This window comes from Actinoallomurus acanthiterrae (genome assembly GCF_054775715.1).
Genome location: NZ_BAAHCO010000001.1, coordinates 7,660,231 through 7,673,393, shown reverse-complemented (window position 1 = coordinate 7,673,393; position 13,163 = coordinate 7,660,231). Strand labels below are relative to the sequence as shown.

At 70.5% G+C, this 13,163-nt stretch carries 13 protein-coding genes; 12 read left to right on the top strand and 1 reads right to left on the bottom strand.

What is annotated here, in order from left to right; all coding sequences use genetic code 11:
- Positions 1-37: 37 nt before the first annotated feature.
- The 12 genes from ACYVF7_RS36245 (at position 38) to ACYVF7_RS36190 (ending at position 11,311) form a co-directional block, all read left to right on the top strand.
- On the top strand, positions 38-682 hold the full coding sequence (locus ACYVF7_RS36245; RefSeq protein WP_460349593.1) for a DUF6928 family protein: 645 nt from the start codon (positions 38-40) through the stop codon (positions 680-682).
- Positions 683-793: 111 nt separating this feature from the next.
- On the top strand, positions 794-1,978 hold the full coding sequence (locus ACYVF7_RS36240) for a helix-turn-helix domain-containing protein (RefSeq protein ID WP_460349591.1): 1,185 nt from the start codon (positions 794-796) through the stop codon (positions 1,976-1,978).
- A 177-nt stretch (positions 1,979-2,155) separates the two neighbouring features.
- Entirely contained in the window at positions 2,156-2,758 is a 603-nt protein-coding gene (gene pdxT, locus ACYVF7_RS36235; protein ID WP_460349589.1) for a pyridoxal 5'-phosphate synthase glutaminase subunit PdxT, read from the top strand.
- Positions 2,758-3,510 carry a YebC/PmpR family DNA-binding transcriptional regulator gene (locus ACYVF7_RS36230; RefSeq protein ID WP_460349587.1) on the top strand — a complete coding sequence of 251 codons (753 nt, stop codon included), beginning with the start codon at positions 2,758-2,760 and terminating at the stop codon, positions 3,508-3,510. Before pdxT ends, ACYVF7_RS36230 begins: the two co-directional genes overlap by 1 nt.
- 57 nt (positions 3,511-3,567) lie before the next feature.
- The gene (locus ACYVF7_RS36225; RefSeq protein WP_460349585.1) at positions 3,568-4,710 is read left to right on the top strand and encodes a GNAT family N-acetyltransferase; all 1,143 of its coding nucleotides are present in this window, start codon (positions 3,568-3,570) and stop codon (positions 4,708-4,710) included.
- Positions 4,711-4,804: 94 nt separating this feature from the next.
- Entirely contained in the window at positions 4,805-5,329 is a 525-nt protein-coding gene (gene ruvC / locus ACYVF7_RS36220; RefSeq protein ID WP_460349583.1) for a crossover junction endodeoxyribonuclease RuvC, read from the top strand.
- A gap of 37 nt (positions 5,330-5,366) precedes the next feature.
- Positions 5,367-5,972, top strand: a complete 606-nt coding sequence (ruvA, locus tag ACYVF7_RS36215) for a Holliday junction branch migration protein RuvA (RefSeq protein ID WP_460349581.1) — start codon at positions 5,367-5,369, stop codon at positions 5,970-5,972.
- 16 nt (positions 5,973-5,988) lie between these two features.
- Positions 5,989-7,029, top strand: coding sequence for a Holliday junction branch migration DNA helicase RuvB (gene ruvB / locus ACYVF7_RS36210; RefSeq protein WP_460349579.1), 1,041 nt, complete (start codon positions 5,989-5,991; stop codon positions 7,027-7,029).
- A 156-nt stretch (positions 7,030-7,185) separates the two neighbouring features.
- Positions 7,186-7,710 carry a preprotein translocase subunit YajC gene (gene yajC / locus ACYVF7_RS36205; RefSeq protein WP_460349578.1) on the top strand — a complete coding sequence of 175 codons (525 nt, stop codon included), beginning with the start codon at positions 7,186-7,188 and terminating at the stop codon, positions 7,708-7,710.
- Positions 7,711-7,805: 95 nt separating this feature from the next.
- Positions 7,806-9,566 (top strand): protein translocase subunit SecD, encoded by a 1,761-nt coding sequence (gene secD, locus ACYVF7_RS36200; protein WP_460349576.1) that lies wholly within the window; start codon positions 7,806-7,808, stop codon positions 9,564-9,566.
- A complete protein-coding gene (secF, locus tag ACYVF7_RS36195) occupies positions 9,566-10,714 on the top strand; it encodes a protein translocase subunit SecF (protein WP_460349574.1) in 1,149 nt (382 codons plus the stop codon). Before secD ends, secF begins: the two co-directional genes overlap by 1 nt.
- A 57-nt stretch (positions 10,715-10,771) precedes the next feature.
- Complete coding sequence (locus ACYVF7_RS36190; RefSeq protein WP_460349572.1) at positions 10,772-11,311, top strand: adenine phosphoribosyltransferase; 540 nt, start codon at positions 10,772-10,774, stop codon at positions 11,309-11,311.
- An 85-nt stretch (positions 11,312-11,396) separates the two neighbouring features.
- On the opposite strand, the gene ACYVF7_RS36185 is transcribed toward ACYVF7_RS36190, so the two are convergent.
- Positions 11,397-12,836: a peptidoglycan D,D-transpeptidase FtsI family protein gene (locus ACYVF7_RS36185; RefSeq protein ID WP_460349570.1), complete on the bottom strand. Its 1,440-nt coding sequence runs from the start codon at positions 12,834-12,836 to the stop codon at positions 11,397-11,399.
- Positions 12,837-13,163 lie beyond the last annotated feature (327 nt).

The window sequence follows — 13,163 nt, the reverse complement described above, 5'->3', positions numbered from 1 at the left end:
CGGACCGGTGCAGTGGCCGCAGGAGGGGACGAAACCCATGGCGTGGTCTATCGCGCTGGCGTGCGCGAGCGTTGACGATCCGGTCAACGCCTTTCGGCAGGGTCTGATCCCGGACCCGGACGCCGCGGCGGACCTGGCGCGGCGCCTCTACCCGGACTCGGCCGTCGTCGAGAGCGGCGACACGGTCCTGGACTTCGCGCTCTGGCCCTACGAGGACGAGCTGTTCGTCGGAGCGTACGGCGACGCGCTGATCGTCTGCGACCGCCGGCTGTACGACGTCGACGACGCCGCCCGCACCCTCGCCGACCAGATCGCGGCGGCGCTGCCCGGCGCCCACTGCGGCGTGCTGGTCCTGCACAGCGTGGTGTCCGGATGCTGGTTCCGCTGGTACGAGCGCAACCAGCCCAAGCGGGACGTCTTCGTCACCGCTGAGGACGGCGTCGTCGTCGACCTCGGCGAGCGGCTTCCGGCGGAGCAGCCCTTCTGGAAGGCGATCGACGAGGGCGCGTCCGACGTGCCCCTGCCGTTCGACTACGAGGAGTACGGCTTGGCGCTGGCCCGTGAGCAGCTGTTCGGCCGGGGTCTCAGCGAGCGCGGCCGGGACGGGTTCCTGCCTCTTGAGCTGTCGCTCCGGCGGTTCAAGATCCGTTCACTGACCCGGATGGGCGGAAACGCGCACTGAGCGGCGCGCAGTGCCATATTTCGGGTTTAAGGATGTCCGGCGCGGAAATTCGGTCTTAGGCTGAAATCGGCTTCGCAAGGAAAGCGCCGCGGCACCGGGGGGTGCGGAACAGTGACCGAGCCCGACAACATCGGCGACCGGCTGAGGTCGCTTCGCGATGAGCGCTCCATGACCAGACACGAGCTGGCCGACGACTCCGGAGTGAACGTCGACCTGATCGAGAAGCTCGAGCACGGCCGGCGCGAGACCGCGCGCCTCACCTCGCTCACGAGGCTGGCCGACGCGCTGGGCGCCGGCGTCGCGCGGCTGCTCGGCGGCCGGCCTGAGGAGCGCGCCGACGACCATGTCCGGAAGGTCGGCGACGCGGTCATGCCGGCCGACTCGATGCCCGGCGTGGACGCCGATGACGCCGGCGAGACGCCCGACCTCGCCGAGCTGGACGCCGCCGTCGACGCCGCCTGGCACGACTGCCGGTCCGGCGACATGCCGTGTCTCGCCGGGAAACTCCCAGGCCTGATCGGCGAGGCCCGCCTCGCGGCCGGCGAGATCGGGGCCATGGCGGCCGGGCCGCTCGCCGAGGCCCACCAGCTCGCCGCCCGCGTGTTCGCGCACTACGGCCGGTACGACCTCGCGGAGATCGCCGCCGAACGCGCGATCCGAGCGGCGGAGGGCGGCGGCGACGAGCTGGAGTGGGAGATGCTGCACGGCGCCTACTCGTGGACCCTGCTCCGCGAGGGCCACATCCGCGCGTCGGAGGACCACGCGGTGTGGATCGCCCAGCGGACCGAACCGTCGATGGGCGAGGCCGCCCTCCGCGACCTGACGGTGTGGGGCGACCTGATGATGGCCGCCATGGCGGCGGCCTGCGCGGCGGATCGCTGCGCCCCCGCGACGGAGTACCTCGGACTCGCCGGATCGGCCGCACGCCGGTTCGAGCACGACCAGGTCGATCATCACGTGGGGTTCGGCCCCTCCCGGGTCGCGACCGAGGCGACGCGCGCGTACGCGACGCTGCACGAGCCGGGCCTGGCGCTGCGGTCGGCCGGTGAGGTGCGTGCCGACGAGCTGTCGAGCACGGCGCACGGCCGCCACCTGATCGACGTGGCACGGGCGCAGGCGGAGATCCGGGACCTGCGGGCCGCGGTGGAGACCCTCCGCGCGGCCGAGAGCCTGTGCGCGGGGTCGTTCCGGCCCGGTGGGCCGGCGTGTTCCGTCGTCACCGACGTGGTGATCGACGTCGGGGACCTGACACCGGAGCTGCGGCACATGGCGCGGGCCGTCGCGGTCGAGGCGTAGAAACGGCGGGCGCAGGGGGTGCGCTCCGGCCGTGGCCAGGAACGGCGGGCGCAGGGGGGCGCGCTCCGGCCGTGGCCAGGAACGGGATACACGGGCGGGAAGATCGTCGCACGCTGCCGGTGTTATGACAGGCACTAGGCTCATTGTCCGTACATCTCATTTCTGAAGGGCTGATTCGTGGCTGCTGTCCCGACGATCGGCGTGCTCGCGCTGCAGGGAGACGTCCTTGAGCACCGGCGCGCGCTGGAGTCCTGCGGAGCGTCGACGGAGGCCGTGCGGCGCCCGGAGGAGCTCGAGCGGGTCGACGCGCTCGTGATCCCCGGTGGGGAGTCCACCACGATGTGGCGCCTCGCGCGCTCGTTCGAGCTGTTGGAGCCGCTGCGCAAGCGGATCGAACAGGGCATGCCGGCCTACGGCTCGTGCGCCGGCATGATCATGCTGGCCGACCGGATCGCCGACGGCGCCAAGGGGCAGGAGACGATCGGCGGCATCGACATGCTCGTCCGCCGCAACGCGTTCGGCCGCCAGGTCGACTCCTTCGAGGGCGATGTCCACGTCGCCGGGCTCGACACGCCGTTCCACGCCGTGTTCATCCGGGCGCCGTGGGTCGAATCGGTCGGCGGTGACGCCGAGGTCCTCGGTCGTGCCGAGTCCGGCGACGCCGCCGGTAGGATCGTGGCGGTCCGGCAGGGACACTTGCTCGCGACGTCATTCCATCCGGAGCTCACCGGCGACGCGCGGATCCACCGGCTCTTCCTCGACATGGTGAAGGGAACGTAATGAGCGGCCACTCCAAGTGGGCGACGACGAAGCACAAGAAGGCCGCCGTCGACGCTAAGCGGGGCAAGCTTTTCGCCAAGCTCATCAAGAACATCGAGGTGGCCGCCCGGACCGGTGGAGGCGACCCGGACGGCAACCCGACGCTCTACGACGCGATCCAGAAGGCCCGGAAGAACTCCGTGCCGCTCGACAACATCGAGCGGGCCCGCAAGCGCGGCGCGGGCGAGGAGGCCGGCGGCGCCGAGTGGCAGACGATCATGTACGAGGGCTATGCCCCCGGCGGTGTCGCCGTGCTGATCGAGTGCCTCACCGACAACCGCAACCGCGCCGCCTCCGACGTGCGCACGGCCCTCACCCGCAACGGCGGCTCGCTGGCCGACCCGAACTCGGTGTCGTACCTGTTCACCCGCAAGGGCGTCATCATCGTCCCCAAGGAGGGCACCTCCGAGGACGACGTCATGCTGGCCGTCCTCGACGCGGGCGCCGAGGAGGTCAACGACCTCGGCGAGTCGTTCGAGGTGATCAGCGAGGCCGGTGACCTCATCACGGTCCGCAAGGCCCTGCAGGACGCCGGCGTCGACTACGAGTCCGCGGAGGCCAACTTCCTCCCGAGCGTCAGCGTCCCCGTCGACGAGGACGCCGCCAAGAAGGTCTTCCGTCTCCTCGAGGCGCTGGAGGACAGCGACGACGTCCAGAACGTCTTCGCCAACTTCGACGTCTCCGACGAGATCATGGAGAAGATCGAGGCCTGATCCCGCGCGGCGGGGGGAAGCGACCGGGCGACAGCGCGGGTGCCGTAGCGTACCCACGTGGACATCCGCGCGCTCGCACCCGAGGACCTGGGTGCCGAATACGACCTGATGGTGCGTGCCTTCGGGCCGCGTGACCAGGCCCAGTTCCTGCGTCACGCGCGCCCCGCCGTGCGGCAGGGCCGTGTCCTCGGGATCTACGACGGCGACCGGCTCGTCGCCTCGGCCCGCTACCACCTGTTCGACCAGTGGTGGCACGGCCGCGCGGTTCCGATGGGCGGCGTGGCGGGCGTGGCCGTCGCCCCTGAGGAACGCGGCCGCGGCGTCGGGCGCCGCCTCGCGCGTGCCCTCCTGGAGTTCATGGACGGCCTGCCGATCTCGGCGCTGTACCCGGCCACCGCGCCGGTGTACCGCTCCGTCGGGTACGAGCACGCGGGCGCGCAGCACTTCGTCACGGTCGCGGCCGAGGCGCTGCGCACGCTCGACGCCGGTCCGGTGAAGGTACGGCGGGTCGGACCCGACGATGCCGCCGACGTCGCCGCGACGCTGCGCCGGCTGCACGCCGAGGCGCGCGACCGCGGGCCCATCGACCGGGGCGAGGACTTCTTCCATGACCTCCTCGACCGAGACGACATATTCGGCTACCTGGCCGAGGACGGCCTCCTCATCTACGGCTGGAGCGCGGACGGCCAAGAGCTCAGCGTGCAGCGCTGCGCGGCCGCGTCCCCGGAGACCGCCCGGGCCCTGTGGGCACTGGTCGGATCCGGCTCGTCGATCGCCCGGAGCGTCCACGCCTGCGTCGCCCCGGACGACCCTCTCTTCTGGCTGCTGCGTGACCGCTCCACCGAAGACGTCAAGCGCGTCTCGTGGATGCTGCGGGTGCTCGACGCGCCGGCGGCCGTCGCCGCCCGAGGCTTCCCTGTCGGCCTGTCGGCGGAGGTCCCCTTGACGATCACGGACGAGGCGCGGCCGGGCAACGCCGGGGCCTGGCGGCTGAGCGTCGACGGAGGCCGCGGCACCCTCACGCGTACGGACGGCGAACCGGACGCCCTCCTGCTGTCCGCCCGGGCGCTGGCGGCCCTCTACGCGGGCGTCCCGCTGCGCCGGCTGCGCCGCTCCGGCCTGGTCGAGGGCGACGCGTCCGCCGACGCGATCCTCGACGCGGCCTTCGGCGGGACGCCGTACATGCTCGACTACTTCTGATTCCCGTGCGACACGCCGGGGCCCGGGCGGCCCGAAGTCGTACGCGGCGAGTAGCCTCGCTGCGAACTGATGTTCGGAACGGAGAGGAGTCGCCGTGCGGGTACTCGGCGTCGATCCCGGCCTGACCCGGTGCGGGGTGGGCGTGGTGGACGGCGCGCCGGGCACGCAGCTGCGGCTCGTGACCGTCGACGTCATCCGCACCAGCCCCGGCGACGACATCGGGACCCGCCTGATCGGCCTCGAGCGCGGCCTGGAGAAGCTGCTGGACGACTACCGGCCCGACGCGGTGGCCGTCGAGCGCGTGTTCAGCCAGCACAACGTCTCCACGGTCATGGGGACGGCACAGGCCGGGGCCATCGCCATCGTCTGCGGGGCACGGCGCGGACTGCCGGTCGCGCTGCACACGCCGAGCGAGGCCAAGGCCGCCGTCACCGGCAACGGCCGGGCCGACAAGGCCCAGGTGACCAGCATGGTGACCCGGCTGCTGCGGCTGGACACGCCGCCCAAGCCCGCCGACGCCGCCGACGCGCTGGCGCTCGCGATCTGCCACGTCTGGCGTGGCGGCGCTCAGGCGCGCATCCAGGCGGCCAGGATGAGACAGTACGGAGTCGACAGGTGAGGGCCGGCGGCTCCACGGTGCGCGGAGGGACAGGGCAGTGATCGCATTCGTCAGCGGGAAGGTGGCCGGTGCGGGGCCGGACGGCGCCGTCATCGACGTCGGCGGCGTCGGCCTGTCGGTGCAGTGCACCCCGGCCACGCTCGCCGGCCTGCGGGTGGGCGACCAGGCTCACGTCCCCACCTCGCTCATCGTCCGCGAGGACTCCCTCACGCTGTACGGCTTCGCCGACGACGACGAACGCGCGATCTTCGAGCTGCTGCAGACCGCCAGCGGCGTCGGGCCCCGGCTGGCGCTGGCCATGCTCGCCGTCCACCCGCCGAACGCCCTGCGCCGCGCCGTCGCCACCGAGGACGTGAACGCGCTGACCAAGGTGCCGGGCATCGGCAAGAAAGGCGCCCAGCGCATCGTGCTCGAGCTCAAGGACCGCCTCGGCGCGCCCGTCGACGACGACTCGGGCGCGCCCGTTTTCGTGACCCGTGCCCTGCCCTGGCGCGACCAGGTCCACGCGGGGCTCACCAACCTCGGCTGGACCGGCAAGGACGCCGACGCCGCCGTCGACGCGGTGGCCGCCGAGATCGACGGGCAGGACACCCCCGACATCGCCGCCCTGCTCAAGATGGCCATGCGGAGGCTGAGCCGATGAGCCTCAGGGGGGTCGCGTGAGCGACGACGAGCGTTTCGTCTCGCCGATCGCCGACGGCGAGGAGAAGGTGATCGAGGCGGCGCTGCGGCCCAAGCGCCTGGACGAGTTCATCGGCCAGGCACGGGTCCGGGAGCAGCTCTCCCTCGTCCTGCACAGCGCCCTGCGGCGCGGCCGCCCGCCGGACCACCTGCTGATGTCCGGGCCGCCCGGCCTCGGCAAGACCACCCTCGCCATGATCATCTCGAGCGAGCTCGGCATGCCGTTGCGGATCTCCTCCGGCCCGGCGATCGAGCGGGCCGGCGACCTCGCGGCCGTGCTGTCCACCCTCTCCGAGGGCGAGGTGCTGTTCCTCGACGAGATCCACCGGATGGCCCGCCCCGCCGAGGAGATGCTGTACGTCGCGATGGAGGACTTCCGGGTCGACGTCGTCGTCGGCAAGGGGCCGGGCGCGACCGCGATCCCGCTCGACATCGCCCCGTTCACCCTCGTGGGCGCGACGACCCGGGCCGGGCTGCTGCCCGCGCCGCTGCGCGACCGGTTCGGCTTCGTCGCCCACATGGACTTCTACGAGCCGGCCGACCTGGAGCGGATCATCCACCGGTCGGCCCGGCTGCTCGACGTGCGGATGGACGACGACGGCGCTGCCGAGATCGCCCGGCGGGCGCGGGGCACGCCCCGGATCGCCAACCGGCTGCTGCGTCGCGTCCGTGACTACGCCGAGGTGCGCGCCGACGGTGTGATCACCGTGGAGGTCGCGCGGCAGGCGCTCACGCTGTACGAGGTGGACGCCGACGGGCTGGACCGGCTCGACCGATCGGTGCTGGACGCGCTGCTGACGAAGTTCGGCGGTGGCCCCGTCGGCCTGTCGACCCTCGCCGTGGCGGTCGGCGAAGAGCCGGAGACGGTCGAGGTCGTCGCCGAGCCCTTCCTCGTACGGAAAGGCCTCATCGCCCGGACTCCGCGGGGGCGGATCGCGACACCGGCCGCCTGGCGGCACCTCGGACTCGCCCCACCGCCCACGGCGGCAGGTACGCTTTTCGAAGTGGAGGAGGAGTGACGGGAACTTCTCGGCACACGGGTTCGTCACGTCGTTGCCGGGGTTTCAGGTACTCCTTTACACTCCGGAGCTTGGTCGCCGTCAGTAGATGACACGCCTTCGCGGCGCGAAATAGTCGGCGGCGAGCTCAACACATCACATCGGAAGGACGCCCCGGTGCAGGGCAACACAACACTCACAGCGCTTACTCATGTCACCGCGGCGAAGAGCGGCAGCAATCCATTGGTGTCGCTGCTGCCCCTGATCCTCATCGTCGTGGTCTTCTATTTCCTGCTGATCCGCCCGCAGCGCAAGCGGCAGCAGCAGCAGGCCCAGCTGCAGAACCAGATCGAGCCGGGCCAGCGGGTCATGACGACCGCCGGCATGATCGCGACGGTCGCCGCCGTGGAGGACGACGCGATCGTCCTGGAGATCGCCCCGGGCGTCGAGGCCCGCTTCGTCAAGCAGGCCGTCGGACAGGTGATCGACGACCCCTCCGATGAGGAAGAAGAGGAGGAGGAGACCGACGAGGTCGAGGAGACCGAGGCGGTCGCCGAGGAAGCGAAGGACGGTGCCGACGCCGAGGTCGCGCAGGACGACATCGAGCCGAAGACCGAGGCGAAGACCGTCGTCGATGACACCAAGCCCGCAGAAACGGTGAAGGACGACGAGCAGAAGGCCGACAAGAAGCCGTCGGCTTGACCTACACCTGACCCGCAGAAAAAGGACGAAAGACGACCGTGGCTCCGCCTAGCAGAAACGTTCCAAGACCTGGGCGCACTCTTCTCGCGCTGTTCGTGATCGTCGCGGCCCTGGTGGGCGTGATGTTCTGGCAGGGCCAAAAGACGCCCAAACTGGCTCTTGACCTCGCCGGTGGCACCACCGTGACACTGACGGCGGAGCCTACGAAGCCCGGTGCCAAGATCGGCGAGGGTGAGATGGGTCAGGCGCTCAACATCATGCGTGAGCGCGTGAACAGCCTGGGTGTCTCCGAGGCGGAGGTCACCAAGCAGGGCAGTAACGTCATCGTCGTCCAGGTCCCCGGCAAGGGCCAGGAGCGTGTCGCCAAGCTCGTCGGCACCACGGCCAAGCTGGAGTTCCGCCAGGTGCTCGTGGCTGAGCAGGTGGGCGTCCCGCAGCCGAAGGCGACGCCGACCCCGTCCCCGACGAGCACGGGCAAGACCAAGGGCGGCGCCAAGCCGTCCGGGAGCGCGAAGCCCTCCGGCAGCGCGAGCCCGTCGGGTTCGGCCAGCGCCACGCCCAAGGGCCGCGCGCTCGCCCAGGCCCTCACCAAGGAGACGCCGAAGCCGTCGACGTCGGGGAAGGCCGGCGCGAGCCCGAAGGCCACCCAGTCGCTCACCCCGCAGCAGCTCCAGCAGTTGCAGCAACAGCTCCAGCAGCAACAGCAGCAGCAACAAGGGCAGACGGGCGCGGACTTCTCCGGCGTCGACCCGGCCGTCAAGGCGCAGTTCGACAAGCTGACCTGCACCGGCGCCGACGTGGGCCAGGGGCAGACGCTCGACGCGAACAAGCAGGCGGCGATCTGCGCCCGGCCCGACCCCAAGACCCACAAGGTCGACACCAAGTTCATCCTGAGCCCGGCCAAGATCTCCGGTGACCAGGTCACCAAGGCGCAGGCGCTGCCGCCGGACCCGCAGAACGGCCGGATGCAGTGGACCGTCAACCTCGACCTCAACGGCCAGGCGACCAACTCGTTCGCCAAGTTCACGCAGCAGGCCGCCGCGCTCGGGGAGAACAACACCCGCAACCACTTCGCGATCGTCCTCGACGGCACGGTCTACTCCTGGCCGGGCGTCAAGGAGGCGATCAACTCGGGCAACGCGCAGATCGAGGGCCAGTTCAACCAGGAGGACGCCACCGACCTGGCCAACGTGCTGAAGTTCGGCGCGCTGCCGCTGAAGTTCAAGCAGGGCTCGCTCGAGTCGGTCTCCGCGACGCTGGGCAAGGACCAGCTGACCGCCGGTCTCATCGCCGGCGCGATCGGCCTGGGCCTGGTCGTGCTCTACTGCCTCATGTACTACCGCGGCCTCGGGTTCGTCGCGATCTCCAGCCTCGCGATCGCGGGCATCATCACCTACGAGTCCATCGTCCTGCTCGGCAAGTTCATCGACTTCCGAATGTCCCTGGCCGGCATCGCCGGTGCGATCGTGGCGGTCGGTATCACCGCGGACTCCTTCGTCGTGTTCTTCGAACGCCTGAGAGACGAGGTCCGTGAGGGCCGGACCCTCCGGACCGCCGTCGAACGCGGCTGGGTGCGCGCCCGGCGCACGATCATCGTCGCCGACGCGGTGTCGTTCATCGCGGCCCTGCTGCTGTACTGGTTCGCCATCGGCGGGGTGAAGGGCTTCGCGTTCACGCTCGGGCTCACTACTCTGATCGACGTGGTCGTGGTGTTCTTCTTCACCAAGCCGCTCGTCACGCTGCTGGCCCGCACGAAGTTCTTCGGTCGCGGCCATCGATGGTCCGGCCTCGATCCGACGACGCTGGGCGTGAAGAAGCGCGTCACCGCCCGTCCTGCCAGCACAAAGGAGGCCTGATGTCACGGCTGGGCAACATCGGCGGCCGCCTTCACCGCGGTGAGGTCTCGCTCGACTTCGTCGGGCGGCAGAAGACCTGGTACGCCATCTCCGGGCTCATCCTGGTCGTCAGCGTCGTCTCGCTGCTCACGCTCGGCCTGAACTTCGGCGTGGAGTTCAAGGGCGGCACGGTCTTCCAGTTCCCGACGAAGTCCGGCGTGACGACCTCGGACGCCCGCGCGGCGGTCAAGGACTCCGGGGTCGTCAAGGAAGACCCCATCGTCCAGAAGACCGGCACCGGCTGGCGGGTCCAGACGGAGAGCCTGGGCTCGGAGGACATCGCCAAGGTGCAGGTGTCGGTGCAGCAGAAGCTGCACCTGGCCAAGGCCGACGACGTCAGCCCGCAGAGCGTCGGCGCGAGCTGGGGTAAGGACATCTCCCAGAAGGCGCTGCAGGGCCTGCTGATCTTCCTGGTCGCGATCATCATCTACCTGTCGGTCGCGTTCGAATGGCGGATGGCGGTCGCGGCGATCATCGCGCTGGCGCACGACATCCTCATCACGGTCGGCGTCTACTCGCTCGTGCAGTTCGAGGTCACGCCCTCCTCGGTCGTCGGTCTGCTGACGATCCTCGGTTACTCCCTGTACGACACGGTCGTCGTGTTCGACAAGGTCCGGGAGAACACCCGGTCGCTGACCACCTCGAACACCATGACCTACAGCCAGGCGGCTAACCTCGCGGTCAACCAGACCCTGGTCCGGTCGATCAACACCTCGGTCATCGCGCTGCTGCCGGTGGCGGGCCTGCTGTTCATCGGCGCGGGCGTCCTCGGCGCCGGCACGCTGAAGGACCTGGCCCTCGTCCTGTTCGTCGGCATGATGGCCGGCGCGTACTCCTCCATCTGCATCGCGACGCCGATCGTCGCCGACCTGCAGGAGCGGCAGGAGAAGTACAAGACGCTGGCCAAGCGGGTGGCGGCCAAGGCCAGCAGCCCGAAGCGCAAGGCCAAGCCGGACGTCGAGGTCGCCGAGCTGCCCGACGACGACGGCGAGGCCGAGGCCGAGGCATCCTCTGTCGGGGCCGGTGTCCGGGTCGTGCAGAATGGTCCGCGGCAACAGCCCCGCCGGGGCGGCTCGAAGGGTCGGCCCAGCGGTAAGAAGAAGCGCTGAGCCCATCCCGCGGCGGATCGCGTGATCCGCCGCGGGATGGCGTCTTTTAGGAGAAACGTGACCTCGCGACCGGTCGACCTGACGAAACTGATCAACGAGCGGATCCGCGAGGTTCCCGACTACCCCAAGCCCGGGGTGGTGTTCAAGGACATCAGCCCGCTCCTGGCCGATCACACCGCGTTCGCGGCCGTCGTCGACGCCATCGTGGCCTACTACGGGCGGGGCACCATCGACAAGGTCGTCGGGATCGAGGCCCGTGGCTTCATCCTGGCGGCCCCGGTCGCCTACCACTTCGGCGCCGGGTTCGTTCCGGTCCGCAAGAAGGGCAAGCTGCCGGCCGCGACGTACAGCGAGAGCTACGACCTCGAGTACGGCAGCGAGACCATCGAGGTCCACCAGGACGCCCTCGCACCGGGCGAGCAGGTGCTGATCGTCGACGACGTGCTGGCCACGGGCGGCACGGCCGCGGCGGCCGCCGAGCTCGTCCGCCGTTCGGGGGCCGAGGTCGCGGGCCTGTCCGTGCTCATCGAGCTCGGCTTCCTCAAGGGCCGGGACCGGCTGACCGGCCTGGACCTCCACGCCCTCATCCAGGGCTGACCTGCTCTCTCGAGCCCGTACGGCGCCCCAGGCGTCGTACGGGGCTCGCACGGCTGCCGAGCGACGTCCAGGGCTCCAGCGGGCCTCAGAGCACCTTGAGGGCCTGGACCATGCTGGTGGCGATCGGCCCGGCGGCGTCGGCGCCGAAGCCGCTGCCCTCGGTGACCACCGCGAACGCGATCTTCGGGTCGTCGGCCGGCGCGAACCCGGCGAACCACCGTTCGTTGTACGACAGGCCGGTCTCCGCGGTGCCGGTCTTGCCGGCGATGTCGGTCGGCACCTTGCCGCGCGCGGTGCCGGTCTGGACGACCTCCCGCATCATGTCCTGCAGCTGGCCCGCCGTCTGCGAGCTCGTCGCCCGGAGCAACTCCTTGGGAGAGGCGGCCTCGACCTCGGACTGGTCGGGCGAGACGACCCGCTGGATGAGGTACGGCTTCATCACGACGCCGCCGTGGGCGACGGCGGCGGCCGCGAGGGCCATCTGCAGCGGCGTCGCCGAGACGCTGCCCTGGCCGATGCCGCTGCGCCCGACGTCGTCGCCGCCCATGTTCTTCGGGTAGACGCTCGCGGCGCTGCTCAGGGCGTTCTCGATCGGAATGCGCCGCCCGAAGCCGAATCCGGTGGCCTCGGCGCCGAGCCTTCGCTGGCCCATGTCCAGGGCGAGCTTGCCGAACGTGCTGTTGCACGACTGCGCGAAGGCCTCGACGAGCGGGAGCTGCCCGCCGTTGCACGGCCCGGAGTCGGCGTCGTTGTGCAGCGGGTTCCCGGAGGGGAGGGTGAGCACGCCGGGGGTGTCGACGGGGCTGTCCTTGTTCAGGCCCTGCTTGTCCATCCCCGCGGCCGACGTGATGATCTTGAACGTCGAGCCCGGCGCGAAACTTTCACCGATCGCCTTGTCGATGAGGGGGCTGCCGGACGCCTTCAGCAGCCGGTTGTACGCCCGCGTCGACGCGGCGGTGTCGTGCACCGCGACCGTGTTGGCGTCGAACGACGGATAGGACGCCATCACCTTGATCGCGCCCGTCCGTACGTCGATGGCGATCGCGGCGGCGCGGCGCGAGGTGCTCGACCGCAGGGCGTCATAGGTGGTGCGCTGGGCGTCCGGGTCGATGGTCGTCTGCACGGTGGCGCCCTGCGGCGTCTTGCCGACGATCGCGTCGAACCAGTGCTGGACGGTCAGCCTCGGGTCGGTCCCGGCCAGCAGGCCGTCGGCCGCGGACTCGACGCCGGTCACGGAGCCGCTCGGCGCGAAGTAGCCGGTGACCGGAGCGAAGACCTCCGACTCCGGATACACGCGCTGGTACTTGAAGTCCTTGTTGCCGGTGTCGCGGGACCGGGCGATGACCGTGCCGCCCGCCATGATCAGCCCGCGGTTCCGGTTGAACTGCGCGAGGAAGTGCCGGACGTTCAGCGGGTCGTCGCGGAGCTTCTGCTCCTGTGAGCCCTGGATGTAGGTGGCGTTCACCATGAGCGCGAGGATCATCAGCAGCGAGAAGATCGTCACTCTGCGGAGTGTCTTGTTCATCGGCCCCCAACCTTCGCCGGTGCCCTTCCAGCATCCTCCCCTTCCCCCGTCCCCCCTCCTAGAGCCATGACCGGAATGGGTGATGGGGCACCGACTGGAAAACGACTACGGATAAACTGTGGTTCCGACGCATGAATGGGGAGGCTGGGTGCCCGGTGAGGTGGTCTCGTCCGACGCGGTGGCCGATGCCGCGCTGACCCCGCAGGCCCAGGCAGAGGCCTCTTCGCCGGCGGCGCCGGTGGGTGCCCCCGAGCCGGTGCCGGATGACGGCGACGCTACGCCGTCGGGCGCGACCGCGCCGTCCGCCGCCCGGGTCCGCAGAAGGCT